The following is a 24,940-nucleotide window of genomic DNA, read 5'->3' as shown; positions in this document are numbered from 1 at the left end:
GCGTCGCCGACCCCCTTCTTTTAGGGGCGCGGGGAACTGCGCGACCAGTCCCCACGCAGCCGCACCTGACCAACGGCCTGCACCCCTAGGGCGCCTCCCGTACCCGGAAGGCCTCCGCGTCCCAGCTCCCGTCCAGCCGCGGCGACAGCCAACCCGGCGCCGCCGCGCGGAAGCCGGTGGGCGTCAGCGCCCCGGCCCCCGCGGGCACCGCGCCCAGCAGCGGCGCCCCGGCCACCTCCGGCAGGTCGGCGACATTGCACCGCGACGCCAGATCGGGGGAGTCGGGCCAGCTGCCGATCACCACACCCAGCAACTCCAGCTCGCGCAAGCGCAGTTCACGGGCCGTCAGCTCTGTGGTGTTCAGGGTGCCGAGCCCCGCCGACGCCACCACCAGCACCGGCGCGTTCAGCAGCCGGGCCGCGTCCGCCAGCGTGCCGCCCGTCGCGTCGAACCGGACGAGCAGGCCGCCCGCGCCCTCGACCAGCACCAGCTCGTGCTCGGTCGCCAGCTTGGCGGCGGCCTCCGCCACGTCCGCAGGCCGCACGGGGGCCAGGCCCGCCCTGCGGGCCGCCGTGCCCGGCGCCAACGGCTCGGGGAACCGTGCCACTTCGGCCGCCGTCACGGCCCCGGCGAGCCGCGCGACCTCCTCGGCGTCCCCGCGTTCGCCCGGTCCCACCCCCGTCTGCGCGGCCTTCAGTACCGCCACCGAGCGGCCCGCGGCGAGCGCGGCTGCGGCGACCGCGGCCGTGGTGACCGTCTTGCCGACCTCCGTGCCCGTCCCCGTGATCACCAGGATCGGCAAGTTCATCCCTCCCGGGCTGCGGCGCACACCGCGCGCGCGATCCGTGCCACGTCCGCGTCACCCGTGACGTACGGCGGCATCGTGTACACCAGGTCACGGAAGGGCCGCAGCCACACGCCCTCGCGCACCGCGGCCGCCGTGGCGGCCCTCATGTCGACGTCGTGGTCGAGTTGGACGACGCCGATGGCGCCGAGGACCCGGACGTCCCGCACCCCGGGGAGCTCCCGGGCGGGTTCCAGCCCCTCCCACAGCCCCGCCTCGATCCGCTTGACCTCCGCGAGCCAGTCCTGGCCCAGCAGCAGCCCGAGCGAGGCGCAGGCCACGGAGGCGGCGAGCGGATTGCCCATGAAGGTCGGGCCGTGGGCCAGCACCGGCACCTCGCCCCGCGAGATGCCCTCGGCCACCCCGGGCGTGCACAGGGTCGCCGCCATCGTCAGGTAGCCGCCGGTCAGCGCCTTTCCCACGCACATCACGTCCGGGGTGACCCCCGCGTGGTCCGCCGCGAACAGCGCGCCGGTACGGCCGAGGCCGGTGGCGATCTCGTCGAACACCAGCAGCACGTCGTGCACGTCGCACGCCTCGCGCAGCACCCGCAGGTAGGCGGGGGAGTGGAAGCGCATCCCGCCGGCCCCCTGCACCACCGGCTCCACGATCACCGCGGCCAGCTCGTGCGCGTGCCGTTCGACCATGGACCGCAGGTGGTCGGCGTACGCCTCGTCGTACTGGGTCGGCGGCGCGTCGGCGAACACCTGGCGGGGCAGCACCCCGGACCAGAGTTCGTGCATCCCGCCGTCGGGGTCGCAGACGGACATCGGCTGCCAGGTGTCGCCGTGGTAGCCTCCGCGCCAGGTCAGCAGGCGCTGCTTGGCGGGCCGGCCGAGGGAGCGCCAGTACTGCAGGCACATCTTCACCGCGACCTCGACCGACACCGACCCCGAGTCGGCGAGGAAGACGTGCTCCAGGCCGGCGGGCGAGATGTCGACCAGGAGCTTGGCCAGGCGGACGGCGGGCTCATGGGTGAGCCCGCCGAACATCACATGGCTCATCCGGCCGAGCTGCCCGCGCGCCGCCTCGTTGAGCACCGGGTGGTTGTAGCCGTGGATCGCCGACCACCACGACGACATGCCGTCGACCAGCTCGCCCGAGCCGTCGGCCAGCCTCAGCCGGACCCCGCTCGCCGACTCCACGACGAGCGGTTCGGCCCGGCCGGGCATCGGACCGTACGGGTGCCACACGTGCCGGCGGTCGAGCTCCAGCAGCTCGGGGACGCTCAGGCCGGGGTCAGGCATTGGGCGCGAGATCCGTGCCGGCCCCCCGGCGGCGGACGGCGACCAGATCGGTGCGCGGCTCGTTGGCGGGGACGGCCGCGGCGCCGACAGCTTCGTGCGAGCCGCACCCCGCGCCTTCGTGCGAGCCGCACCCGGCGTCGGCGTGCGCCCCGCAACCGGACCCGCACCCTCCCTCGGCGTGCGACCCGCAGACACCGCCCGCCGCCCGGTGCTCAGGCAGCGTCACCTCGTCCGCGCCCTCCACCACGAACCCGGCGTCCGCGATCATCTCCAGGTCCGCCTTGCCCGCCTGGCCCTCGGTGGTCAGGTAGTCGCCGAGGAAGATCGAGTTGGCCAGGTGCAGCGCGAGCGGCTGCATGGTGCGCAGGTGCACCTCGCGGCCGCCCGCGATCCGGACCTCGACGTCGGGGCAGACGAACCGCACCATCGCCAGGATGCGCAGGCAGCGCTGCGGGGTGAGGTTCCACTCCTTGGCCAGCGGGGTGCCCTCGACCGGGATCAGGAAGTTCACCGGAACGGAGTCCGGGTCCAGCTCGCGCAGCGAGAAGACCACGTCGACCAGGTCCTCGTCCGACTCGCCCATGCCGGCGATCAGGCCCGAGCAGGCCGACAGCCCCGCCGCGTGCGCCTTGTTGACCGTGTCCACCCGGTCGGCGTACGTGTGCGTGGTCGTGATGTCCCCGTACGTCCCCTCGGACGTGTTGAGGTTGTGGTTGTAGGCGTCCGCGCCCGCCTCGCGCAGTCGCTCCGCCTGCCCGTCGGAGAGCAGACCGAGGCAGGCGCACACCTCGACGCCCTCGTTCTGCTCCTTGATCGCCTTGATGGTGCCGGCGACCCGGTCCACGTCCCGGTCGGTCGGACCGCGCCCGCTGGCCACCAGGCAGACCCGCTTGGCGCCCCCGGCCAGGCCCGCGGCGGCTGCCTTGGAGGCCTCGTCGGGTTTCAGCCAGGTGTACTTCAGGATCCCGGTGGTGGAGCCCAGCCGCTGCGAGCAGTAGGAGCAGTCCTCCGGACACAGTCCCGACTTGAGGTTGACCAGGTAGTTGAGTTTCACGCGCCGGCCGAACCACTGCCGGCGTACCTTGCCGGCCGCGGCCACCACGTCGAGCACGTCGTCGTCGGAGGTCGCCAGCACGGCGAGCGCTTCCTCGCGGGTCGGCAGCTCGCGCCGAAGCCCCTTGTCCACCAGCGTGTTCAGCAGGTCCATGAGAGCCGATCCTCTACTACGAGGCTGCTCCGGGCCAAGGAGAGTTTGCACAACCCTGTCAGTTCGACGTGTGGGGTATGTAACATGCCCGCCCCAGGACGCAGGGTCTACAGAGAGCACGGAAGACCAGGTCAGAGGCCCGAAGGGGGACCGCGTGGCGGGACCGGGTCCGAGCGGCAGGCATGCCCTCGCAGGTCTCGGCGGCCTGCATCCCAATGATCGGTGGGGCAGGGAGGCCGTCGCCCCCTGCCCCACCGTCTGCGGTCCTGCGTCGGTCACCCTGTCACTGGATCGTCCAAGCCTGGTTGGACTGGTTCAGGGGCATGTACTGATCGATGGTGGCCCCGTTCGCGGTCGAGCCGCCGCTCACCTCCAGGATCTGCCTGCTCTCGAAGTTGCGGATCAGGTAGCCACCGCTGGTCGGCTCGAAGTACCACAGCTGGTTGTTGCTGCCGTTGTAGGTGCTCTGCTGCAGCGCGGTACCCCTCCAGTGGCTGGCCCAGCCGAAGTCCAGGACCTTGCCGCTGTTCCTGTTCACGATCTTGTAGAGCTGACCGCTGACCGGGACGATGTTCCACTGCTGGTTGGTCCCGCTGTTGTTCGGCCACTGGATGACGCTCGCGCCGTCGGCGGTGGAGGCCTGGTACACGTCCATCAGCTGCCCGCTGTTGACGTTCTTGATCGTGTAGAAGGTCGTGGGGTTGGTGTTCGGTGTACCGGTGGAGTCCTCGAGCGCTCCGCCGGCTTGCTGCACGCTGAAGTCCGTGATGTAGAAGTAGGCGCCGTCGGTCTTGGCGACGCGGATGTAGCGGAAGGCCTGGCGGACGTCGATGTCACCGGTGAGGGTGGCGGCGAGCGGCAGGGTGCTCGTCTGGCGTCCTACGACGGTGTAGGTGGCGAAGGACGGGTCGTTGGATGCCCGGATCTCGAAGTTGCCGCGGGTCTCGGACTGGTCGAGGTCCTGGCGGGTGGTCAGGGAGAACTGTCCGAGCTGGTAGGCCTGTCCGAGGTCGACCTGCCACCAGGCGGAGGTGTCGCTGCCGGTCGGCGACCAGCCGGTCGTGCCGTTGTTGTCGACGGCGTTGGAGGCGGGCGTGAAGGAGGCGTAGACCGACGACGCGGACGCCGGTTTGTTGTAGGCGAGGTTGAGCTTCGCCGCCAGCCCCTGGTAGGCGGACTCAAGACCGGAGGCCTTGATGACCGAGTCGCCGGACGTCGTGTTGTTGGTGAGCGTGACGTTGGAGCCGTTGGCGTTCTGGTTGATGAAACCGTCCGTCTGCGACAGCACGTTGTTCGAGAGGGTCATGTTGTTCGACCCCTCGTCCGTGTAGAGGCCGGCCACGGCTGAGCCGCAGGCGGCCGGCGTCCTCACCACGTCGTGGATGTAGTTGCCGTTGATGACGGTGCCCGGGTCGTTGGAGAGGTGGTAGATGGCGGCGGAGTCGCAGAGCCGGTTCATCACGTTGCCGATCCGGTTGTAGCTGATGCTGTTGTTGCCTTCGGCGTTGGCCGCCGACTGCCAGCCCCAGCCCAGCGAGATCCCAGCCCACGGGGTGTCGGAGATGTCGTTGTGGTCGATGGCGGTGCTGTTGACGAAGCCCGCGTTGATGCCCGCGGTTCCCGGGTAGTCCTCGCCGATCCGGGTGATCAGGTTGTCCTTGACGGTGATGTTCTTGACCACTTCCCGGGCGTCCTCACCTGCCGGTGAGGTGGGCGGGTTGTAGACGGTGTGCATCTCCACGGTCGGGTCGGAGAACTTGCCGACCATGATCCCGTTGCCGGCGATGTCGTAGACGAGATTGCCCGTCACGGTGCTGTCGTGCACACCGTGGGACAGATCGAGGGCGCTGGCGCCCATCTGCGTGAAGGTGTTCCCGGTGAAGGAGACACGGTCGGCGTCCGCCGCCTGGACCCCGGCCGGCGGGCGGCCGACGTACTGGTGGTTGGACGAGTCGGCGGAGATGTTGTAGTTGCCGCCCTGGCCGTTGAGGTAGCCGTTGTCGGTCGCTTCCATCCAGGTGGTCCCGGTGAAGGTGATCCCGGAGAAGCGCAGGTCATGGACGGGACTGTCGAGGCTGGTGCCCTTGATGTCGAAGAGCGTCTTCAGCGTCGGCGCCTGCACGGAGGCCGTGGACATGTCCTCGCCGGGGCGGGGCTTGTAGTAGACGGTCTGCGCGGCCGTGTCGACGTAGAACTCGCCCGGTTCGTTGAGGAACTCGTGGGCGTTCTCGAAGTGCAGGGGGGAGCCGTCGGAGAGCTGGGGCCAGGGGCGCGGGAAGAGGATGCCCGCCTCGTGGTCCTGGATCGACACGTTCGCGATGCCGCCCGCGGAGGTGAACGACTTCAGCCGCAGGTAGCTCTCGCCCCACTGCGTTTCCAGCATCATCTCGACCTGGCTGAGGTTGTTCCAGTTGGAGACCTGGGAGCTGAGCACCTTCAGCAGCTTGTTGGTCTTGTCGCTGCCCTGGAGCTGGAAGTCCGTGCCGAGGTCGGGGAAGCGGGCCCGGGTGGCGCGGACCCCGTTGACGTACAGCTGCCGGAAGTTGAGGCTGCCCACGGACGCCTTGTACTCGCCGTTGCTGGCCGCGGTCCACCCGGTGATCGCCTTGCCACCGGTGATGACGGGCGTCTCGCCGTTGTAGGCCTGGTAGACGACCGTGTGGCCGTTCGTGCCCGAGTCGCTGGTACCGAAGGTGATCGGGGCCGTGAGGGAGTAGGTGCCGCCCCGCAGGTTCACGACGATGTCGTCGGACATGTTCGCGTTGACGGCCCGGACCGCGGCCTGGGCGGCCTGTACGGTCCTGAACGCTGCGGCAGTGCTGGTTCCTGAGTTGCTGTCGTTGCCGTTGACCGGGTCGACATAGAAGTTCGTCGTCGCCGCGTAGGCAGGTTGGGCAGGCAGTACGGCTGCGAAGACGACGGCAGCCGCTGCGAGCGCCTTCACTGCTCCCGCTCCGATGCGTAGGGGTCTCATCTGTGGTGTTCCTCCTCTGAACCCCGCTCTTATGAGTGGCATTTATCGATGCAGGAGGGCGTCGCGGTCAAGGTGATAGGCATACTTATTTTTCTCAGCGGCAACATCATCGACACAAGGAATCGCTAGGTCTGGCCACGCGGAGCCCCATCGCTGCAGCTAGAGCGGCTACTCGCTCTCAATCAAAGATCACCGAGCGGTGTGCGATTCGCCAAGTCCGGCGAGCCGGCTTCCCACAAATGAGTACTACTTATCACTCGGCCCACTCGCCCCGCTCGCCCCTGTACCCGTGGTCCGCCGCCCGGACCTACGCCGGCGCCGTCTCTCGGAATTCCCAAGTCGGGCGGAGCTGGGCTTCGGCTCCGGCATGACCTGCCGGCGGTCTCGGCTCGCATCCAGGTCGTCCCGCCCGGACGCGGCCGGCGCGGACGAACGCGACAACGACCGGTAGCGCTCTACGCCGACCGCGGCTACGCAGGTCGCCTGAGTGGCGGCCGCGGCCGGAGTCGGAGTGCTGTCGCTCAGAAGCCATCCGCTTTCCGAACGTGATCGTTTGGTTCGGGCTGGGTGGGCATGAACTCCGGCTGGTGGCGGGAGAGCTGGGCGTGGTTCGTCTGCTCGTGTCGCTGGTGGAGGTGGCTGGTGCCGTCGGTGCTCGGTTTGCTGGAGGCCCGGGAGAAGAAGGTCCGGGAAGAGGTGGCACGGCTGCGGGAGGAGGCCGAGCGAGTGGAGGCTGCCCTCGGCGAGGCGGAACGGGCGCTTCAGCGTCTGGCGGATGCCCGCGTGACGGTGGCCGAGGTGCCGGCCGAGCCGCCCGTCGCGGTCGCGGAGCCGTTGGTGAGTGCGGTGGCGGGGTCGGTGGTGTCCAGACGGACCGAGGGCATGACGGCGGCGCCCCACGCTCGGCGGCAGCGTCCGCGGCGTGCACGCCCCCGGCTTGTACGTGCTCCGCGGCAGTGTGGATCGGAGCGTTTTTTGGAACTGGGCGCTAAACGTCGTGCCGCGCCCCAACCAGGGCGAGGCGGCGGTCAGGTCGCCGCCATGCGTGCGTGCCAACCCCCGGGCGATCGTCACCCCGATACCGCTGCCCCCTGCCTCGGTGTCTGAGGGGATCACTCGAGACCGTGATGTGACCGCAGGGATGTTCCGGTCATGGCGGTGGATCGTCGCTGGGTGGCCGATCAGGGATGATGCCCTGAGTGCGTTGCATGGCCCGGAAGAGGGCGTCGTGCGCCGGCGGTGCCGGAAGCGGCCGGGGGTCGCCGGCCGCGAAGGCTTGCAGCAGGTATTCCACGTGGCGTTGCCAGGCTTCGGGTGCGGTGCCTGCGGTGGCGGCGACGACGCCCGCGTTGGCCATCAGCAGCACGACCATGTCGTGGGGATGGAAGTCCGGCCGGAGCCGGCCGGCCGCTTTGGCCTTGTCGACGATGGTGACCCAGTCGTTGTATGCGCAGTCGCGCCGGTTCTCCAGCTCCTCGGTCGCCGGGTTGACTGGGGCGAAGGTGAGCGTGAGCAGGTCGGCGAAGCCCCGGTCGCCGGACTGCATGGCGCACACGCGGCGCACGTAACCGCAGAACCCCCGCCACGGGTCCGGCTCGGCGAGGGCCTCGGCGCCCGCGTCGGCGTAGGCGCGCATCTTGTCGCCGAACGCGGCGGCGATCAACGATGCCCGGTCCGGGAATCGGCGGTGCACGGTGGCCTCGCCGACCCCGGCCCGCCGGGCGATCTCGTCGAACGGCACCTGCAGGCCGGACTCGGCGAAGGCGCGCTGCGCCGCGGCCACGATCAAGGCACGGTTGCGGGCGGCATCGACGCGCAGGGGCCGCTCGGGCGACGTTCGTTCGGGCACGGCTCCACGATCGCACAAGTGGCGGACATCCGCCACTTTCGTGCTACGGTGAAGTGAAGGAAGGGCTCCACTTAACTGGCGCCCGCAGACGGGCGGTGGGTCTTGCGCCCACGCGACCTGAGAGGCGTCCTTTCGGTGCGAGCAGTGACTTACCACCGGTACGGCGATCCGTCGGTGTTGACGGTCGAGGAGGTGCCCGAGCCGCATGCCGGCCCGGGACAGATCCGGATCCGCGTCGCCGCGGCCGGCGTCACCCCGATCGGCTGGAAGCTGCGGGCCGGATACCTGCGCGAGATGTTTCCGCTGCAGTTCCCGAAGGTCCCGGGCCGGGACGCGGCCGAAGTGGTGGACGAGGTCGGTGAAGGTGTGGCCGGCATCGCGGTCGGCGACCGGGTGTTCGGCAACACGAGCGTGGGGACCACGGCCGAGTACGCGGTGCTCTACGAGTGGGCGCGGGTGCCGGACGCGTGGACGATGGAGCAGGCCGCGGCCGTGGGGGTGGCGGCCGAAACCGCGATCCGTGTACTGAACCAGCTGGGCGTCCGGCCCGGCAGCACCCTGCTGGTCGAGGGAGCCGCGGGTGGGGTCGGCAGCGCTGTCGTCCAGTTCGCCGTCGCCCGGGGAGCCACCGTGATCGGCACGGCCGGCGAGGGCTACCACGAGTTCCTGCGTTCGCTCGGCGCCATCCCGACCGCGTCCGCGCGCTCGCCCCTGCCGGCGTGGACGTCGTGCTCGACGTGGCGGGCGCCGGCTCCCTGCCGGACCTTGTCAAGATCGCACCCAGTGCCGCCGACGTCGTCTCGATCGCCGACCACACCGCCCAGGAGCACGGCGCCCGCCTGTCGACCGCGCCCGACGACCCCACGCCGGCCTCGCTGGTCGAGGCCGCGGCCTTGGGAACGGCCGGGAGCTACGTCCCGTACGTCGACGCCGGCTTCGCCCTCGACCAGATCGCCGAGGCGCATGCCCGCAGCCAAGCCGGACACGCTCGGGGAAAGCTCGTCATCCGGCTCTGACCACCGCGCGGCCCGGCGCCTTCCCCGCCCATCGTCAACTGGCCCTGGCGGCCGGCGCCGCCCACGCCGTAACCCACACCTCCGGCGGGTTACGTGGGGTCAGGCGCCGTCCGCCGGCACCGCCGGCCCGAGGACGGCGGCTCGGATCGAGGTCAGGCCGGTCACCAGGGGCCGGCGCGTCTTCGCCGCCGGCTACGGCCCCACCAGCGGGACCGCCACTTTCACGTTCTACGAAGACCGCGACTACCTTGGAGAGACGCCAGTATGACCACTAGCGAGTCGGCCGTCGACATCAGTGTCGACCCCGAGGGCACGATCACAGTCGGCCCGCGCACGATTCCCCTGCCAGGATCGATCAGTGAGCCAATGCGCCGGGCGCTTTCGACGCAGCCGCCGCCCCAGACGGCGCTTCCGTCGCCCGAGGACAAGGACGCTTGGCGAAAGCTGGTCGACCAGTGGAACGCGGCCACGGCTCCGGTGGTCGACGCCGTCCTGCAGGCGACGAAGGAGGTGGCGGCAATCGAGACGGTCACGCTCGGCGAGACCGTCGTCCACGTCGGGACGCCGACACGCCCCGCGGGTCAGAACAACGAGCGCGCCGTGATCACCGTCCACGGCGGCGCGTTCATCCTCTTCGGGGGTGCCAACGCCCGCCGCCCGGCGGCGGAGGCCACGGCCCAGTGGAACTGTCCGTCGTACTCGGTTGACTACCGCATGCCCCCCGACCATCCTTACCCGGCAGCACTCGACGACACGCTGGCCGTCTACCGCTACGTTCTTGAGCGTCACGAGCCCGCCAACGTCGTCCTGTGGGGTCAGTCCAGCGGGGCGGCCTCGCGGCCGGCGCGATATTGCGGGCTCGCGATGAAGGGCTGCCGCTCCCCGGCGCGCTGATGGTGAACACGCCGGAGTGCGACATGACCGAGTCCGGTGACTCGTTCCACACGCTGCAGTCGATCGACCCAAGGCTGCCCGCCTGGATATCGGACGCCGCCAAGCTCTACGTTGGCGACCACGACCCAGCCGACCCGTACCTGTCGCCGATCTTCGCCGACTTCAGCCGCGGTTTCCCGCCGGCCCTCGTGCAGAGTGGCACGCGCGACGTCTTCCTCTCCAATGCTGTCCGCCTGCACCGGGCACTGCGCGACGCTGAGGTCGAGGCCGAGCTGCACGTCTGGGACGCGGTTCCGCACCACGGTTTCGTGGGCTTCGCCCCTGGCGCGGCCGAGAACGCCGAGATCCTCGCCGAGCAGGCGCGGTTCCTGGCCAAGCACGGCGGCCCGGCGTGGCGCGGCTGAGCCTGGATCCACCGATCAACGGTGGGCCTGGCGCTGTCACCGCTCATCAGCCAGAAGGTGCTGGCGCTCGCGGTCATGCCCACCGCCTCGGACTTTGAGCAGCTGAGCGAGGTCGTCACGGCCGGAAAGCTCACACCCGTCATCGACCGGACCTACCCGCTGCGCGACACGGCCGACGCGATGGTCTATCGCCACACGGAACGCGCCCGCGGAAAGGTCATCGTCACGGCCACCGAGGCCGCCTGAGCGCCCCGCAGCATGGCGCCCACCCACCCAACTATCGACTCCCAATTACCCGATTCCACAAAGGACTTGGAGGTCCATTTCGATGCGAGCAGTGACCTACCACGAGTACGGCGACCCGTCGGTGCTGAGGGTCGAGGACGTGCCCGAGCCGCACGCCGGTCCGGGCGAGGTCCGGATCCGGGTCGAGGCCGCCAGTGTCAACCCGATCGACGTCAAACTCCGGGCCGGGTACCTGAAGGAGATGATGCCGCTGCAGTTCCCGAAGATCCCGGGCCGGGACGCAGCCGGAGTGGTGGACAAGGCCGGTGACGGCGTGACGGGTGTCGCCGTCGGCGACCGGGTGTTCGGGAACTCGGCCGTGGGGACCACGGCCGAGTACGCGGTGCTCTACGAATGGGCGCCGGTACCGGACGCGTGGACGATGGAGCAGGCCGCGGCCGTGGGGGTGGCGGCCGAGACGGCGGTCCGCGTGCTGAACGAGCTGAAGGTCGGTGCGGGCAGCACGCTGCTGGTCGAGGGTGCCTCCGGTGGTGTCGGCAGTGCCTTGGTCCAGTTCGCCGTCGCCCGGGGAGCCACCGTGATCGGCACCGCCGGCGAGGGCAACCAGGAATACCTGCGCTCGCTCGGCGCCACGCCCACGACCTACGGGCCTGGGCTGGCGGACCGCGTGAGCGCGCTCGCTCCCGCCGGTGTGGATGCCGTCGCCGACTTGGCGGGCGCCGGCTCCCTGCCGGACCTCGTCAAGATCGCGCCCACTCCGGCAGCCGTCGTCTCCATCGCCGACCCGACCGCTCAGCAGCACGGCGCCCGTCTCTCGGCCTCCCCCGACGTCCCCACGCCGGCCTCGCTGGTGGAGGCCGCGTACCTGGGAGGGGTCGGCGCGTACGTCCCGCACATCGAAGCCACGTACCCCCTCGACCGGATCGCCGAGGCCCACGCCCGCAGCGAGGCCGGCCACGCCCGGGGCAAGCTCGTCATCACGATCTGAGCAGGCCGCACGGCCCCGGCGATCGGCACCACCCTGCTCAACACGATCGCCGCCTACGCCAAGACCTCCTGCGACGCCGACCCATCCCCCTTACCCCGTTTCGACCTGGCTGGGCATGATGCCGTGCCCATCGCATCCCACCTGCACACCTGCCTACCCGGGCCGCCGACACAACGGCCCATGACCCAGATTGGTTCATGATGCACAGACGAGCACTCCTGACCGCCGTCGGCGGCGCTGCCACGGGACTGGCACTTCTCGGTTCCGCTCCGGCCGCCGGGGCCGCACCGGCGACGACGCGGTCCGGACCAGCCGAACGCCGCGCCGGTGTCTACCCGGATGTCGCGGACACCAGCCACGCCTCCAAGAGGGCAGTGGCCTTCTTCCGCAGCTACTACACGGCCAAGGACCTGCGTGACTCCGACGCCTTCATGGAGCACTACCTCCGGTCCCAAGTCGGCTACTACGACGGCGTTCTCGGCGGCAGCGTCGTCGTGACCGACTGGACCATCATGAAGGAAGCGAACACCCAGGCCATGAGCAGCTGGGCACCGGGCGCGCTGGCGTACCCGCTGCGCATCTTCGGCGACACCAACAGCGCCATCGTCCACTTCGTCGACACACCCGAAATGTTCGGGGCGGAAATCCGCGGCCTTTCCACGTTCGACTTCAAGGACGGCAGGATCACCCGCCAGGTCGACTACTGGGACGGACGGCGCAATCCCTTCATCACCGGCCGTGCCCCGGTCGACCAGTACCCGCGCACCCTCGGCGTGGAGAAAGTACGGCAGAACGCATCCCCGGCCATCGACAGGGTTGCCCGTCAACTGGGCGCCGCGATGGGGGCGGGCGACGCCGCACGGAGCGCAGCGCTGTTCTCCGCCGACGCCGTCTTCGAGGACCTGACCACGAGAGCCGGCCTGGAGGGACGGCTGGCGATCGGCCGCTACCTTCACCGAGCGCTGCCCCAGCTGCCGTACGGGCCGGGGGCGGTGGTCCGCCACGTGCTCGGCAGCGCACAAGGCGGCGGCTACGAGTGGGTTGTGGACGGCAGGCCGGAACTGAGCGGCGTCACCGCACTGCAGCTCGACAGCGCGGGCAGGATAACCCGGCTCAGCACCGTCTGGGACGGTTCGCGGCACAGTGATCCGGCCATGCGGTCCCTGGCGGCCCTCTCCATCGAGGACTGACACAGCTGCCTCGCCCGAGCCGAGAACGGGTGATCATTGATGGTTCTCGGCATCGCCGGCCCCGGCGGTCGGCACGTTCCGCCCTTCGGCCGCCCCCGGGAAGGGGCGCCCGCGCGCTCCTTCCCGGCCCCTCTCTCCTTCCCTCCCCGAAAGATCCTCTCCCGTGAACGTCGTCCTGTGGATCGTGCAGGCGGTGCTCGCCGCCGTGTTCGCCATGGCAGGTGTCACCAAGTCCACCCGGCCCAGGACAAGCTGACCGAACAACTGCCCTGGGTGGCCGCCTTCTCCCAGGGCACCGTCCGCCTCATCGGAGTCGTGGATAGCGGATCGCATCCAGCATGACGCGGTGGCAATGGCCCTCCGGTCTGCCGCCCCGCCCCTGAAGCCACGTGGGGATCGGCAGCAGCGGCCGGATGACCTGCCATTCGGCCTCCGTCAGGTCGGAGCCGTAACACGGGACGCGGTCCGGCCCGTCCGCCGCGTTGCCGAACCTGTGCGCGAGACAGTCACACGCCGGAGACGGCGCGTTGGACTCCACGGACGCAAGCGCGACAGACTGCAGCAGCAGGGCCTCCCGGTGCTCGTTGGCTTCGACAACCCCGAGCTACCGCGAGGCCCTGCCTTCATGCACCGACCCCACCGCGATCACCCGATCAAGACCCTTGTTCGACCAACAAACCCGCTGATCGGAAAGCGGATGGCGTCTCAGTCCGTCCCACAGGCTGTCGGGGACACGCCGGGCGTGGAGCTCCACGTTGCGGCGGATCGTGCTCGGGGTCGCGCATGCCGAGGGGGACGTTGATGACGCTCGGTTGAATGAGGGCAGTGGTTTCGGCGGTCACCGGCCTCACCGGCCCAGCCGGCCGCCGTCGACCGGCAGGGCGGCGCCGTGCGGGTAGGCGGCGGCGCCGGAGGCGAGGAGCACGGTGCCGCCCGTGAGGTCGCCCGTGAGGTCGACGGCGAGTGGCTCGGCGTCCATGGCGGTGAGCCCGGCGTGGGTTGGTGCCGGTTCATGCGGGTCGGTGTGGTGGGTGCGGCCTGCGGTGGTGGCTGTCGCCGCGGGTGGGAGCGGGTCAGGTGGTCGGGGCGGAGGCCTGCCCTTCTCCAGCGACGGGGGCAAGGCCGTAGAACGCGCCGGCCGTGCCGGCCAGGAGGGCGTGGACATCGCCCTCGCTCCAGCCGGTGAGCAGTTCGTCCACGGTGGCGGCCCACCGGTTCCAGCCGCCCGCCAGGTTGGCGACCGGCCAGTCCGAGCCGAACATCAGCCGGTCGGGGCCGAAGGCGGAGAGCAGCACGTCCCAGACGGGGCGGATGTCGTCGACGGTCCACTTCTCGTGGTCGGCCTCGGTGATCAGACCCGAGACCTTGCACATCACCTGCGGGTGCCCGGCCAGTTGCCGTATCCGGCGTTCCCAGTCGGCGATGTCCCCTCGGGCGATGTCCGGCTTGCCCGCGTGGTCGAGCACCTGGGGCAGGTCGGGGAAGCGCTCCGCGAGCCGGATCGCCTGAACGAGCTGGTGGTCGCGCACCAGCACGTCGTAGCGCAGTCCGCGATCCCGGGCCGCCCCCAGTCCGCGTTCCACGTCCGGGCGTTGCAGCCAGTCGGGGTCCGTCTCGCCCTGGACGAGGTGGCGCAGGGAGCGCAGGTACACGCCGCCAGGCCCGTCGATCAGCCTGTCGAGCACGTCCCCGATCGCCGGGGACGTCAGATCCGCCCAGCCGACCACGGCACGGATCAGCGGCTCCTGTTCGGCGAGTGCCAGCAGGTCCTCGGTCTCGGCGACCTCCGCTATGCACTGGACGACCACCGTGCTGTGCAGCTGTCGGCCCGCAATGGGGTGAGTGGCGGTGGTGCGCAGGTCCTCGGGGGTGAAGGTGCGGCGGATCGACGCCACGCCGGGGTCGTCCAGCCAGGGCTGGGGTCGGTGGGAGAGGTCCCACAGGTGGTGGTGGGCGTCGACGAGCACGGATGTGTTCACGGGCTGGTCCAAGTCGGGTCGGGCGGGCGTGGGCCCGGTCAGGCGGTGGCGTCGTCGGCAGGCGGGCTCAGGTGCCAGATCTCGGGGAGTTCGGTCCACTGGCGGGAGTCGCCCCGGTCGGGCCAGGGTTCCTGGCAGGGGTCGGTGAGCTTCCACCAGCGCTGGGTCTCGGGGTCGGCCTCGATGGAGGCCATGTCGGCCTCGAAGTTCTCGCCGTGGTACTCCAGGTAGGCAAACAGCGCGTCACCGTGGAGGAAGATGCTGTAGTTGCGGATGTTCGCCCGGTGCAGGGCCGCTTCGACTCCTGGCCACACCGCGGAGTGGAGCCGCAGGTATTCCTCGCGGTGTTCGGGGCGGAGTCTGATGGTCTGGGCGATGCGCTTCACGCCGATTCCCCTGTCGTGGTGGTGGAGTTGGAGCCGTCGGCCGGGTTGTCGAACGGAGTGCGGTAGCTGGGAGTACGGGTGCGCAGTTGGAGGCGCAGGGTGAGCCGGATGCGGGTGGAAGCGGGCAGACGGACTGTCAGGAACGGTCCGTCGCATGTGGTTTCGGTCTCGGTGACGGTCGGTTCGGTGTGGCCGTAGTCGTACATGTCGCCGATCCAGCTGTCGTCGGTGCAGGTGGTGTACCGGACGGTGGTGATGGTGTGTTCGGCGAAGGCGCCGGCCTGGACGATGACGGTGCGGTCGGTTTCGGGGGAGAGGTTGAGGAGTTCGACGGTGGTTGCCTGGGGGTCGATGGAGGTGACCAGTGCGGCGATGTCGGCGGGCAGGCCGGCGCGGCGGGCGTCGGCGTCGTGGTAGCGCAGCCGGGCCTGCTGCAGTCCGCCTTGATACAGGACCTGGGGGCCGCCCCAGGTCAGCTGGACCAGGGCTTCGGTGACCACGGGGTTGCACTGCTGCCAGACGTGGATGTCGGCTTCGGGTACGTCCAGGTCGCGGTAGCGGTCGATGCGCCGTAGCCGGTGGCGGATCTGGGCCTGGGCGGCGGCGAGGATGCGTTCGGGGTAGCCGGGGTCGTCGCCGGCGAGGAAGGCGAACCAGGCTTTCTCGTGTCCGGAGTCCTCCTTGGACCGGAAGGGCCGTACGGTGCGCCAGTCGATGCCGTCCGTCTCGCGCAGGTGCTCCAGCCGGGCGCGGTCGGCGGCGGAGAAGGTGTGGTGCCACAGGGCCACCGGTACGGGGGGTGTGGCGGGGTTGTGGTCGAACCAGCCGGAGTCGTTGTGGCGGAAGGGCAGGTGCGGGGTGGGTGTGTGGCGGTCGTCGGGGCCGAGTTCGACGGCCCATTTGGAGGGCAGGCTGGAGTCGGCCTCGGTGTGGGGCATGACCTTGGCGTGGTCGATGAGGGTGTCGAGTGAGGTGGCGACCATGGAGAGGTAGTCGTCGTCGCCGGTGACGGTGGCGGCTGCGAGTGCGGCCACGCAGGCTGCGTGGCCGAGGCTGTGCCAGCCGTGCGGCCAGGACCAGCCGTAGTGGCCGCCGTACCAGCGGCCTTCCAGCAGGCCGCCGACGATGCCGTCGGGGCTGACGTTGTCCGGGATCAGGCCGCCGTTGGCCTGGGTGCGTTCGCGCCAGGCGCCGACGTACTCGGTGATCCAGTCGCGGTAGCGTTCCTCGCCGGTCAGGATCCAGGCGTTGAGGACGAGTCCGGCCGCGGCGAGGTTCATCGTGGTGTCGCCGACGCCCGTCCGGTCGCGCATCTGCTCGCCCAGGCGCGGGTCGGCGGAGAGCGGGTAGGGGCCGTCCTGGGCTTGGGGGAGCCATTCGAGGGGGTAGCCGTAGGTGTCTGCTTCCTTCTGCAGCCAGGGGTAGACGTCGCCGTCGAAGAGGCCGGTGCGGTCGGGGTCGCTGCCGTTGTGGGGGCGGGTGATGATGCGGTGGGCGGGGTCGTAGTTGCCCTTGGCCGGGTCGACGTACAGCTCGGCGAAGCGCAGGGCGCGCTCGCGCCAGCGGTCGGGTGCGGCCATGCACAGGAAGTACAGCAGGAGCAGGCTCTCGCCCTGGTGGAACCAGTCGTAGCCGCGCTCGTACTCCTCGCGCAGCATGTTCAGTTCGGTCAGCTGCCGGGTGACGCCCTCCCAGTGCTGCTCGCTGGCGGGCAGGAGGTCGTCGGCGCCGCCGAGGAGGTAGAGCTGGGGCCAGTTGAAGAACACTTCGTAGAAGTCGTCGACGCCGTCGCGGGTGGTCAGCTGCCCGTGGTAGTTCAGGCGTCCGTCGGGGCCGGTGAAGGCGTCCTCGAAGCGCCGCCAGGCGTGGTCGAGCAGCTCGAACAGGGCGCGCTGGGCGACGGCCCAGCCGGGGGGTTCGAGCAGCGGCACCGAAGCCTGAACGTCGGGTGCGGGTGCGGGTGCGGGTGCGGGTGCGGCGCGGTCGGCGGCCGGGGTGTCGTCGCCGGGGTCGCCGGAGATGTGGGGGTGGGGGCTGGAGGGCATGAGAGCGGTCACTCCTTGGTGGCGCCGGCGAGCATTCCGCTGACCAGGAAGCGCTGGGCGAACAGGAACACGACGAGGACGGGGGTGATGGCGACCAGTGTGGCCAGTGCCAGTTGCGGGCGTTGGATGGCGAGGTTGCCGACGGTCGGGTTGAACGACGGCACGTTGCTGAGCAGGCTGCCGACGCCCACCTGGACGGGCATCTGGTCGCTGTCGGGGAGCATCACGTAGGGCAGGAAGTAGTTCGTCCAGTTGGCGACGAAGCTGAAGAACCCGACGAGCGCGATGACGGGGGTCGCCAGCGGCAGGGCCACATGGCGGAAGACGCCGAACTCCGAGCAGCCGTCCATGCGGGCTGCGGCCAGGAGGTCCCGGGGCACGGCGGTGGTGAAGTAGATGTAGGTGAGGTACACCCCGAACGGGTAGAACGAGTACGGCAGGATGATCGACCACATGGTGCCGATCAGGTGCACCGCGTTGATCTCCAGGAACAGCGGCACCACCAGGGTGGCGTTGGGCATGAGCATCACGACCAGGGTCGCGATCAGCAGCGTGTGCCGGCCGCGGAACTCGGTCATGGCCAGCGCGTATCCGGCGGGTATGGCCAGGCAGAGCGTGATGACCAGGGAGATCGCGGCGTAGAGGGCGGAGTTGCGCAGCCACAGCAGGATGGCGTCGTCCTGGAAGGCGGTCAGCGCGTGCCAGTTGGCTGTCAGCGCGTGCCAGGATCCGAAGGAGAGCGGGTTGCCGTGGACGAGTTGCTGGTCGGTCTTGGTCGCCGCGAGCAGCAGCCAGATCACGGGCAGCACGAAGAACACCACGAACACGGTGAGCACCGAACCCGCCAGCAGCCCTGAGCCCACGTGCCGCGGCGGACGGCGGCGCTGCCTCCGCTCTCCGTGCCCGCTTTTGCTGTTCCGGTCCCGTTTCGCGTGAGGAGCGGAGGCAAGGGGGGTGGTTCGTGTGTCAGTCGGCATCGAAGAACCCCGATCGTGCGACGAAGACACCGGCGACCGACACGCTGACGACCAGGAGTTCCACCGAGACCGCGGCGGCGCCGTTGATGTTGTTCATCTGGAAGGCGAAGTCGTAGGTGAGCTGGTTGAGGGAGTAGTCGCGGCCGGCCACGCCGGTGCTGGCCAGGGAGAGCAGCTGCGGCTCGACGAAGAGCTGCGCGCCGCCGGCGAAGGCGAGGATCACCATGTAGACGATCCACTTGCGCAGCATGGGGATCTGTACCCGCCAGGCGGTCTGCCAGCCGTTCGCGCCGTCGATGCGCGCGGCTTCCATGACGTCCTTGGGGATGTTGTTCAGCGCCCCGTACATGACCACGATCCAGCCGCCCGCGCCGGTCCAGAACGCGATGATCGTGAACAGCAGTGCCAGGTTGCCCGGCGCGATGACCGCGCCGAAGGTGTGAAAGCCCAGGGCCTGAAGCAGCGAGCTGACCGGGCTGACCGTCGGGTCGAGCATGAACAGCCACACCAGGACGCTCGCGGCACCGGCCAGCGCGCCGGGGATGTAGTAGAGGAAACGCAGTGCCTGGCTGAGCGGCCCGGAGGACAGCTTGTGCAGCAGCAGCGCCAGCAGCACGACGAACACGACCAGCGACAGCAGCCAGAACACCAGGTACAGGGCCACGTGGCCCAGGGAGTCGGCGAAGCGGAAGTCCCGGGCTGTGGCGGTGAAGTTGGAGATGCCGGTGAAGGCCCCGCCTGCGTCGGTGAACGCGAAGTAGATCGCGTAGCAGGTCGGCAGGACGCCGAAGGCGGTCAGCAGCAGGACGTAGCCAGCGACGAATGCCACGCCGGCCCGGCTCTGCCGGGAGGTGCCGCGAGGGCGCCCCCGGACAGAGCCGGCCGAAGAGTGCGTGGCCGTCACTGGGCGACCTTGTATCCGTCGGCCTGGGCGTACTTGACGATCGCGTCCTGCCAGGCGGGCAGCAGCGACTCGATGGTCTTGCCCTGGGTCAGGCCGGGCTTGACGGTGGCGGCCCAGATCGCCTCCTGGCTGAACTGGCCCGAGCCCCAGTCGGACCACACCTGCGAGGAGGCGTCCTTCAACGCGGTGAGGTCACCGGCGAAGTACCCCGAAGCGGCCTGCGCCTTGAGCCAGGTGGCGGCGGCCGGCGCGTAGGCCGGGAAGCCGGGGGCCTTCTCGCCCTGGTAGGCGTTGTCGGTGGTGACCCACTTCAAAAAGTCGGTGGCCGCCTTGATGTGGGCGGAGTGCTTGGACAGCAGCCACGTTCCGCCGCCGACGTTGCCGGTGGAGGGTGAGGTCTCGCCCTGCCACTGCGGGATGGGCGCCACCGCGATCTGCTGGGCCGGGGTCTTGAAGGTGCCCTCGAAGACCGCGCCGCCGTACCACGCCGGGCCGGGCATGAGCAGGACCTTCTTGGCCTTGTTCTTGCCGAAGTCGGTGCTGAAGACACCGCTCGTCGACATCGACTTGTCCTTGATCAGCACATCCAGCAGCTTGGCCATCCTGGTACAGGCCTCGCTGGTGGTGTTGACCGACACCGCCTTGGGGCCGGTGATGTGGTTGGCGCCGCACTTGCCCGCCCACAGGTAGATCTCGGGGGTGAAGGTGTCACCCGCGTCACCCACCAGGTAGCCGGGGTGCTCCTTGGCGACCTTCTCACCGAGCGCCTGGTACTGCTCCCAGGTGGTCGGCACCGTGTAGTGGAACTTCTTCAGCAGCGGCGCGTTGTACCACAGCACCGCCTGGGAGAGGTCGTTGCGCAGGCAGTACAGGGTCCCGTCGACGGTGCAGACGTCGTTGGCGCCCTTGGCGAACCCGCTGAGGGTCGCCTGCGGGATCAGACCCTTGTTCAGCGGCGCCGCGAAGCCCGCGTCGACCGCCCAGCTCGCCTCGTTGTTCTGCGAGCTGAACACCACATCCGGCCAGCCCTTGCCCGTCCGGTTGAACAACTGCACCTTCGTCTGCAGGTAGTTCGAGCCGTTGGCGTCACCGTCATAGCTGACGATGTGCAGCTTCACACCCGGGTGCGACGCCTGGTACTGCTTCGCCGCAGCCAGGCGCGTCGCGTCCACCCACACGGTCAACGCCCCCTTGTCCTGCGCGGCCTGCGCGAAACCGTCCTTCGTCGTGCCGGTCGAACCGCCACCCCCGCCACAGGCGGTCACGGTCAGCAGGACGGTGGCGGCACAGCCGGCCAGCAACCCGGCACGTCTCCTGCTGGTCCCCGGCTCCTGGGTGACCGAAGGCTTGTATACGGACATGTGCGACTCCACTGGGTGCGCGTGAGACTGACGGCTCTGTCATTACCGCCGCGGAAGAAATTAGCCGCCACATCAAAGGCCGAGTCAAGAGGTATGTACGGCTTTTCCGAAGGCGAAGTGCGTGCGAGATCAGCTCCGTCGGATCCTTGAAGTGCGCAAATAGGCACTTAGCGGTCATGTCTTCTCTCAAGATGCCACCAGGTAGGCCCCAGATGAGTACTACTTATCGTGGCCTGGGGTACGATGAGCTCGGCTCCAAGGCCGATCAGTCGCCGTCGTCGCAGTCACCCGGAGGCAGGACATATGAAGGACACGCCCGCCGTGGCGGCAGTGATGAACGGATCGGATGAGCGACGGGACTACCGCCCCGGATACGAGGTCGTGGCGGAGCGGATCCTCGAGTTCATCGCCGAGTCGCGCCTGGTGCCCGGAGACCGGATGCCCACGGAGAACGACCTGGCCCAGCAGTTGGGCACCAGCCGGGCGGTGGTCCGGGAAGCCGTGAAGATCCTCTCGGCGCTCGGCCGGGTCCGGGCGCACAAGGGGCGCGGGCTGTTCGTCGCGGACGACGAGGGCATGCTGATCACCAGCCGCTGGGGCGGCTTCTTCCGGCCCGTGGACCTCGATCACGTGCTCATGTTGTTCGAGTTCCGCAGGGTTCAGGAGATGGCCGCCGTCCGGCTCGCGGCCACCCGTGCCACGCCCGCCGAACTGCGCACGATCGAGGTTGCCATGCAGCAGTGCCGGCACGGGTACACCCATGGCGAGGTCGAGGTCTTCAACCAGGGTGACGACGATTTCCATGCGGCGGTGGCCGCCGCCTCGCACAACACCTTCCTCGGCAGCGCGGTGCGTGACGCCCGCCGGCTGCAACGCCAGTCCAGCGCGATCGGCATCCACGACTCCTTCGGTGACGGCACCGCGGCAGCGGTCGAGGAACACGAGGCGATCTACCGCGCCATTCGGGACGGCCGACCCGACGAGGCCGCCGAGGCCGCCGCCGTACACCTCGACCGCACCCTGGAGGACTACCGGCGGGAGATCCAGCGGCGCCTGTTCGGCTGACCGGCAGTGGCCGTAGCGGGCGAGGGTCACCGCTCGGCGCTGCGCACCCTGCCGGAGCGGGAACGCTCCGCCCGCCCGTGTCGTGGAGCCTTTCGCCGCGTAGGCGCCCGCCCCCGCACGATCACCAGCACGTCCTGTGGCCCCAGCCCGAAGGGCTGGGGCCACAGGCGCGTTCACGGTCCCGGGATCCGTCCGCGGCTTTCTGCACACCGGACGTCCACGTGCGGGGATACGCACCGTCCGATCGGGACGGCCTCCTGCCAGGGCTGCTGTGATCTCAGCCCGCGGCGGGTGCGGGCTGCTCCGCGACCTCCTTCGCTTCCGTCGCGTCCTCCTCCGCCGTGCGTCCCCGCAGCGCGGTCACCACCAGCACCGCCGAGAGCAGGGCGGCCGAACCGCACACGACGAATCCGATCCCGTAGCCGTGTCCCAGGGCGTCGAGGGCGTAGGACCGGGCCGCGCCCGGCGGGGAGGTGGCGGGGACGGAGTTGAGGGCGAGGGGGCCGCCCTCCTTCAGCACCTCGTGGGCCGCGGCCTTCGACCCGGCGTCCAATGACGTCGAGGTGGCCAGCGAGGAGGCCACCCGGGACGCCGCCTGGCTCAGCGCGACCGCGCCGATGACCGCCGGTCCGAGGGTGAAGCCGAAGTCACGCAGCAGGTTGGTGGCCGCACTGGCCATGCCCGCGAGCGGGACCGGCACGGTGTTCACGGCGGTCGCGGTGATGGACGACACGGTGAAGCCGAAACCGATGCCCACCAGGCCGAGCGGCAGGATCAGCGAGGTGAGCGCCCGGTCGTCCACGTCGAGTCCCGCGGCCAGGAAGTCACCGGCGGCGATCAGCGCCAGGCCGACGGTGAGCAGCCACCGCGAGGACAGACGGTGCAGCAGCCGCGAGGTCAGCGGCGTCAACAGCGGTGTGATGCCGTTGAGCAGGAGGAACGCGAACGCGGTACGCATCGGGCTCTGGTGCTGGATGGGGCCGAGTCGGATGCTCGCCGCGTACGCGGTGCCCAGGAAGCTGAACATGCCCACGACCGCGACGACCGCGGCGACGGCGAAGGACCGGTTGCGGAACAGGTCCAGCCGCAGCAGGGGCGAGCGGGCTCGGCTCTCGGCGTAGACGAACAGGGCCACGAACACCACCGCGATCACGAATGCCGCGACCACGGGTGCCGAACCCCAGCCGTCCGTCGGTCCCTGGATGACGGCGTACAACAGGGCGAACAGACCGACACCGATGGTGACCTGTCCACCGAAGTCCAGCGAACGGCCTTCCGGCGCCCGCGAGTTGACCGCGAGCCACAGGCTCACCGATGCGCTGACCGCGGCGAGCGCGGCGACCACCACGAACGCCGAGCGCCACGAGCCGTAGGTACCGGTGAAGCCACCGAGCAACGGTGCCAGGAACCCGCCCGCGGACAGGCTGGAGGCCCAGACGGCAATGGCGCGGGCGCGCTGCACACCGGTGTGCGTACCGGCCGCGATCATCGCGAGCGAGGTCGGGAAGAGGGCGGCGGCGCCCAGGCCCGCCAGTGCCATGCCCACCCACAGCTGGTGGACACCGGAGGCGCTGGCCGCGACGATCTCGCCCACGCACAGCACACCGGCGCCTCCGACGAGGAGCTGTTTGCGCCCGAAGAGGTCGCCCAGCACACCGAAGGAGAGTTCGAGGACGGCGACAGGCAGCAGGAACGCGTCGGATATCCAGGTCAGTTGGGAGCCGACGGGGTGAAGGTGTTCCTGGAACAGGCCGTTCAGGGTCGCCGGTATCGCGAGGCCGATCTGGGCGAGGCAGACGGCGAGACAGCCGGCGACGAGCGTGCCGATCGGGAGGGGCGAGCGCGCGGCAGCGGACACGGGCGAGGACGGGGGTGCGTCGGACATGAGAGGTCCCAACATCAGTGGTGGGTGGGGTACGCGGGGCGGTCGCGGCCGACTGTCAGCGGGGCCGGGTGGTAGGTGACGTAGGCTGCCCCGTCGAGCCCGAGAGCGGTGGCGGAGCGCTGGAGCACGTCCGGGGTCGCGGCGTCGCCCCAGTGGCCGGTGCTCACCCGGTGTTCGAGCGCATGCAGGGCGGCCACCGTCTCGGCGGTCGTGAACGTGCAGTGCCCCTGCCGTTCGACGAACGCCTGCCGCAGCAGCGCACCGTCGCCGGACGCCTTCACCCGCCCGGCGAAGCGGTTCTCCTGCTCTACGGGCACGAGGTTGTCGCCGGTCGTGTGGATGTCGAGCAGGGGTACCTCAAGTCCCTGACCGGCGGAGGATGTCCGCAGCGCGGTACGGACTGCGGCGGGATCGGCGGTGATGGCGGCCCCCGCGGTCAGCGTGCGCAGGTCGGCCCCCAGGTCGAGGCCCGCCGCCTTGTAGAGGGCACGGACCTGGGGTGCGTGTTCGGAGCCGGCGAGCAGACGGGCGTAGTCCACCCCCCGGTTCCAGGAGTTGTTGCCGCCGGCCGACTGCTCGATGGCGTACCGGCCGCCCTCGACGAACGACAGGATGCCCTGCGCGAACCAGTCGTACTGCTGCTCCTCCTGTCCCGCCCAGTCGGTCGCGGCGGGCCGGTCCTTTCCGGGCGACCAGGCGGGCAGGTTCAGGAAGGCCGCCGCCAGCGCGATCCGGGCCCGGCCCCGCGGGGTGGCCTGAGCGGCTGTGACCGCGTCGGTGAGCCGTCCGGCGACGGCGGCCGCGTCCGCGGAGGAACCGAAGTGGACGAGCTGCACCTCCTGCGCCGGCAGCAGCAACCGGGCGATGGTGTACTCGGCGTCGAGCTGGTAGTTGTCCAGATCGGTACCACCCGCGACCAGGCCGCACTGGCCGAGCGCGCCGTCGATACGCCCACCGCCGTCCCGGGCGAGCTGCGCATTGACGAGCCCGCCCATGGACTGGCCGACGGCCAGCGTGCGCCGCGGTTTCCCGATCTTCGCGACGACGGCGTCGAGTGTGGCGAACTGGTCGCGTTCAGCGCTGTTCAGGGCCCACATCGAGCCATTGGGGTCGTACGACGACCCTGCCATCGCATAGCCCTCGGCGAGCAACTCGGTGCGTACGGCGTCGGTGGGGGCGTCCCTGGCGACGGTCGGCCCGAAACCGTGGCTGAAGACCAACAGGGTGCCGTTCCAGTTCACGGGAACGTCCGCGACCCACGTAGCGCCGTCGGACAGGGTGCCGGTGAGGTGGCCGGCGGTCGCCGTGTCCGCCTGGGCGGTCGATGACGGGAGCGCGGTCAGAGCCGCGGAGGTCAGCGTGGTCAGAGCGGCAATGGCGATGCGCAGACGGGGGCGACGCGTGCGGGGACGGGTGCTGGCAGACATGGGGGGCTCCCTGAGGAGGCGGCTGCGGAGCGGGGCACGGGCGGATACTCAG

18 protein-coding genes and 3 pseudogenes are annotated in these 24,940 nt (G+C 70.0%); 6 read left to right on the top strand and 15 right to left on the bottom strand.

Features of this window, described 5'->3' with window-relative positions:
- Positions 1–85: 85 nt before the first annotated feature.
- The 6 genes from bioD to AB0M11_RS30605 all read right to left on the bottom strand — a co-directional run bounded on the left by bioD (position 86) and on the right by AB0M11_RS30605 (position 8,121).
- Positions 86–802 (bottom strand): dethiobiotin synthase, encoded by a 717-nt coding sequence (gene bioD / locus AB0M11_RS30630; protein WP_365711186.1) that lies wholly within the window; start codon positions 800–802, stop codon positions 86–88.
- A gap of 2 nt (positions 803–804) precedes the next feature.
- Positions 805–2,091 (bottom strand): adenosylmethionine--8-amino-7-oxononanoate transaminase, encoded by a 1,287-nt coding sequence (locus AB0M11_RS30625; RefSeq protein WP_365711182.1) that lies wholly within the window; start codon positions 2,089–2,091, stop codon positions 805–807.
- On the bottom strand, positions 2,084–3,298 hold the full coding sequence (bioB, locus tag AB0M11_RS30620) for a biotin synthase BioB (protein WP_365711180.1): 1,215 nt from the start codon (positions 3,296–3,298) through the stop codon (positions 2,084–2,086). The genes AB0M11_RS30625 and bioB overlap by 8 nt, the downstream gene beginning before the upstream one ends.
- A 283-nt stretch (positions 3,299–3,581) precedes the next feature.
- Positions 3,582–6,272, bottom strand: coding sequence for an RICIN domain-containing protein (locus AB0M11_RS30615; RefSeq protein ID WP_365711178.1), 2,691 nt, complete (start codon positions 6,270–6,272; stop codon positions 3,582–3,584).
- 761 nt (positions 6,273–7,033) lie between these two features.
- Positions 7,034–7,156 (bottom strand): hypothetical protein, encoded by a 123-nt coding sequence (locus tag AB0M11_RS30610; RefSeq protein ID WP_365711176.1) that lies wholly within the window; start codon positions 7,154–7,156, stop codon positions 7,034–7,036.
- Positions 7,157–7,422: 266 nt separating this feature from the next.
- Complete coding sequence (locus AB0M11_RS30605; protein ID WP_365711174.1) at positions 7,423–8,121, bottom strand: helix-turn-helix domain-containing protein; 699 nt, start codon at positions 8,119–8,121, stop codon at positions 7,423–7,425.
- 135 nt (positions 8,122–8,256) lie between these two features.
- On the opposite strand from AB0M11_RS30605, the pseudogene AB0M11_RS30600 reads away from it, so the two are divergent.
- From AB0M11_RS30600 to AB0M11_RS30580, 5 genes and pseudogenes are all read left to right on the top strand, one after another.
- Positions 8,257–9,137, top strand: a pseudogene (locus AB0M11_RS30600) (NADP-dependent oxidoreductase).
- Between the two features lie 264 nt (positions 9,138–9,401).
- Positions 9,402–10,435: pseudogene (locus tag AB0M11_RS30595) on the top strand (alpha/beta hydrolase).
- A gap of 21 nt (positions 10,436–10,456) precedes the next feature.
- Positions 10,457–10,681 carry a zinc-binding dehydrogenase gene (locus AB0M11_RS30590; RefSeq protein ID WP_365711172.1) on the top strand — a complete coding sequence of 75 codons (225 nt, stop codon included), beginning with the start codon at positions 10,457–10,459 and terminating at the stop codon, positions 10,679–10,681.
- A gap of 82 nt (positions 10,682–10,763) precedes the next feature.
- Complete coding sequence (locus AB0M11_RS30585; protein ID WP_365711170.1) at positions 10,764–11,669, top strand: NADP-dependent oxidoreductase; 906 nt, start codon at positions 10,764–10,766, stop codon at positions 11,667–11,669.
- 197 nt (positions 11,670–11,866) lie between these two features.
- Complete coding sequence (locus tag AB0M11_RS30580) at positions 11,867–12,859, top strand: hypothetical protein (RefSeq protein ID WP_365711168.1); 993 nt, start codon at positions 11,867–11,869, stop codon at positions 12,857–12,859.
- 847 nt (positions 12,860–13,706) lie between these two features.
- On the opposite strand, the pseudogene AB0M11_RS30575 reads toward AB0M11_RS30580, so the two are convergent.
- The 7 genes and pseudogenes from AB0M11_RS30575 to AB0M11_RS30545 all read right to left on the bottom strand — a co-directional run.
- A pseudogene (locus AB0M11_RS30575) lies at positions 13,707–13,802 on the bottom strand (2-deoxy-D-gluconate 3-dehydrogenase); the annotation flags it as partial.
- Positions 13,803–13,932: 130 nt separating this feature from the next.
- Positions 13,933–14,838, bottom strand: coding sequence for an amidohydrolase family protein (locus tag AB0M11_RS30570; RefSeq protein ID WP_365711166.1), 906 nt, complete (start codon positions 14,836–14,838; stop codon positions 13,933–13,935).
- 38 nt (positions 14,839–14,876) lie between these two features.
- On the bottom strand, positions 14,877–15,224 hold the full coding sequence (locus AB0M11_RS30565) for an L-rhamnose mutarotase (protein WP_365711164.1): 348 nt from the start codon (positions 15,222–15,224) through the stop codon (positions 14,877–14,879).
- Positions 15,221–17,269: a hypothetical protein gene (locus AB0M11_RS30560; RefSeq protein WP_365711162.1), complete on the bottom strand. Its 2,049-nt coding sequence runs from the start codon at positions 17,267–17,269 to the stop codon at positions 15,221–15,223. The genes AB0M11_RS30565 and AB0M11_RS30560 overlap by 4 nt, the downstream gene beginning before the upstream one ends.
- A gap of 8 nt (positions 17,270–17,277) precedes the next feature.
- Positions 17,278–18,132 (bottom strand): carbohydrate ABC transporter permease, encoded by an 855-nt coding sequence (locus tag AB0M11_RS30555; protein WP_365711160.1) that lies wholly within the window; start codon positions 18,130–18,132, stop codon positions 17,278–17,280.
- Positions 18,133–18,235: 103 nt separating this feature from the next.
- Entirely contained in the window at positions 18,236–19,150 is a 915-nt protein-coding gene (locus AB0M11_RS30550; RefSeq protein ID WP_365711158.1) for a sugar ABC transporter permease, read from the bottom strand.
- Positions 19,147–20,511: an extracellular solute-binding protein gene (locus tag AB0M11_RS30545; protein WP_365711156.1), complete on the bottom strand. Its 1,365-nt coding sequence runs from the start codon at positions 20,509–20,511 to the stop codon at positions 19,147–19,149. Before AB0M11_RS30545 ends, AB0M11_RS30550 begins: the two co-directional genes overlap by 4 nt.
- A gap of 303 nt (positions 20,512–20,814) precedes the next feature.
- Here AB0M11_RS30545 and AB0M11_RS30540 point away from each other — a divergent pair, with 303 nt between their 5' ends.
- Positions 20,815–21,576, top strand: a complete 762-nt coding sequence (locus AB0M11_RS30540) for an FCD domain-containing protein (RefSeq protein WP_365711154.1) — start codon at positions 20,815–20,817, stop codon at positions 21,574–21,576.
- Positions 21,577–21,853: 277 nt separating this feature from the next.
- On the opposite strand, the gene AB0M11_RS30535 is transcribed toward AB0M11_RS30540, so the two are convergent.
- Together AB0M11_RS30535 and AB0M11_RS30530 are read right to left on the bottom strand one after the other, a co-directional pair.
- The gene (locus tag AB0M11_RS30535; RefSeq protein ID WP_365711152.1) at positions 21,854–23,461 is read right to left on the bottom strand and encodes an MFS transporter; all 1,608 of its coding nucleotides are present in this window, start codon (positions 23,459–23,461) and stop codon (positions 21,854–21,856) included.
- A gap of 14 nt (positions 23,462–23,475) precedes the next feature.
- On the bottom strand, positions 23,476–24,888 hold the full coding sequence (locus tag AB0M11_RS30530; protein WP_365711150.1) for an alpha/beta hydrolase: 1,413 nt from the start codon (positions 24,886–24,888) through the stop codon (positions 23,476–23,478).
- Positions 24,889–24,940 lie beyond the last annotated feature (52 nt).

The sequence above is a fragment of the Streptomyces sp. NPDC051987 genome, assembly GCF_040680735.1.
In the GTDB taxonomy this organism is placed as follows: domain Bacteria; phylum Actinomycetota; class Actinomycetes; order Streptomycetales; family Streptomycetaceae; genus Streptomyces.
Note: the sequence above shows the minus strand (reverse complement) of the source record. Positions and strands in the feature narration are given on the sequence as shown.

Bases quoted from the DNA above. Each gene is read 5' to 3' on its own strand.
- AB0M11_RS30580 (WP_365711168.1), top strand. From the start codon at position 11,867: ATGATGCACAGACGAGCACTCCTGACCGCCGTCGGCGGCGCTGCCACG.
- AB0M11_RS30610 (WP_365711176.1), bottom strand. From the start codon at position 7,156: ATGCCCTCGGTCCGTCTGGACACCACCGACCCCGCCACCGCACTCACC.
- AB0M11_RS30560 (WP_365711162.1), bottom strand. From the start codon at position 17,269: ATGCCCTCCAGCCCCCACCCCCACATCTCCGGCGACCCCGGCGACGAC.
- AB0M11_RS30545 (WP_365711156.1), bottom strand. From the start codon at position 20,511: ATGTCCGTATACAAGCCTTCGGTCACCCAGGAGCCGGGGACCAGCAGG.
- AB0M11_RS30540 (WP_365711154.1), top strand. From the start codon at position 20,815: ATGAAGGACACGCCCGCCGTGGCGGCAGTGATGAACGGATCGGATGAG.
- AB0M11_RS30615 (WP_365711178.1), bottom strand. From the start codon at position 6,272: ATGAGACCCCTACGCATCGGAGCGGGAGCAGTGAAGGCGCTCGCAGCG.
- AB0M11_RS30585 (WP_365711170.1), top strand. From the start codon at position 10,764: ATGCGAGCAGTGACCTACCACGAGTACGGCGACCCGTCGGTGCTGAGG.
- AB0M11_RS30535 (WP_365711152.1), bottom strand. From the start codon at position 23,461: ATGTCCGACGCACCCCCGTCCTCGCCCGTGTCCGCTGCCGCGCGCTCG.
- AB0M11_RS30625 (WP_365711182.1), bottom strand. From the start codon at position 2,091: ATGCCTGACCCCGGCCTGAGCGTCCCCGAGCTGCTGGAGCTCGACCGC.
- bioB (WP_365711180.1), bottom strand. From the start codon at position 3,298: ATGGACCTGCTGAACACGCTGGTGGACAAGGGGCTTCGGCGCGAGCTG.
- AB0M11_RS30530 (WP_365711150.1), bottom strand. From the start codon at position 24,888: ATGTCTGCCAGCACCCGTCCCCGCACGCGTCGCCCCCGTCTGCGCATC.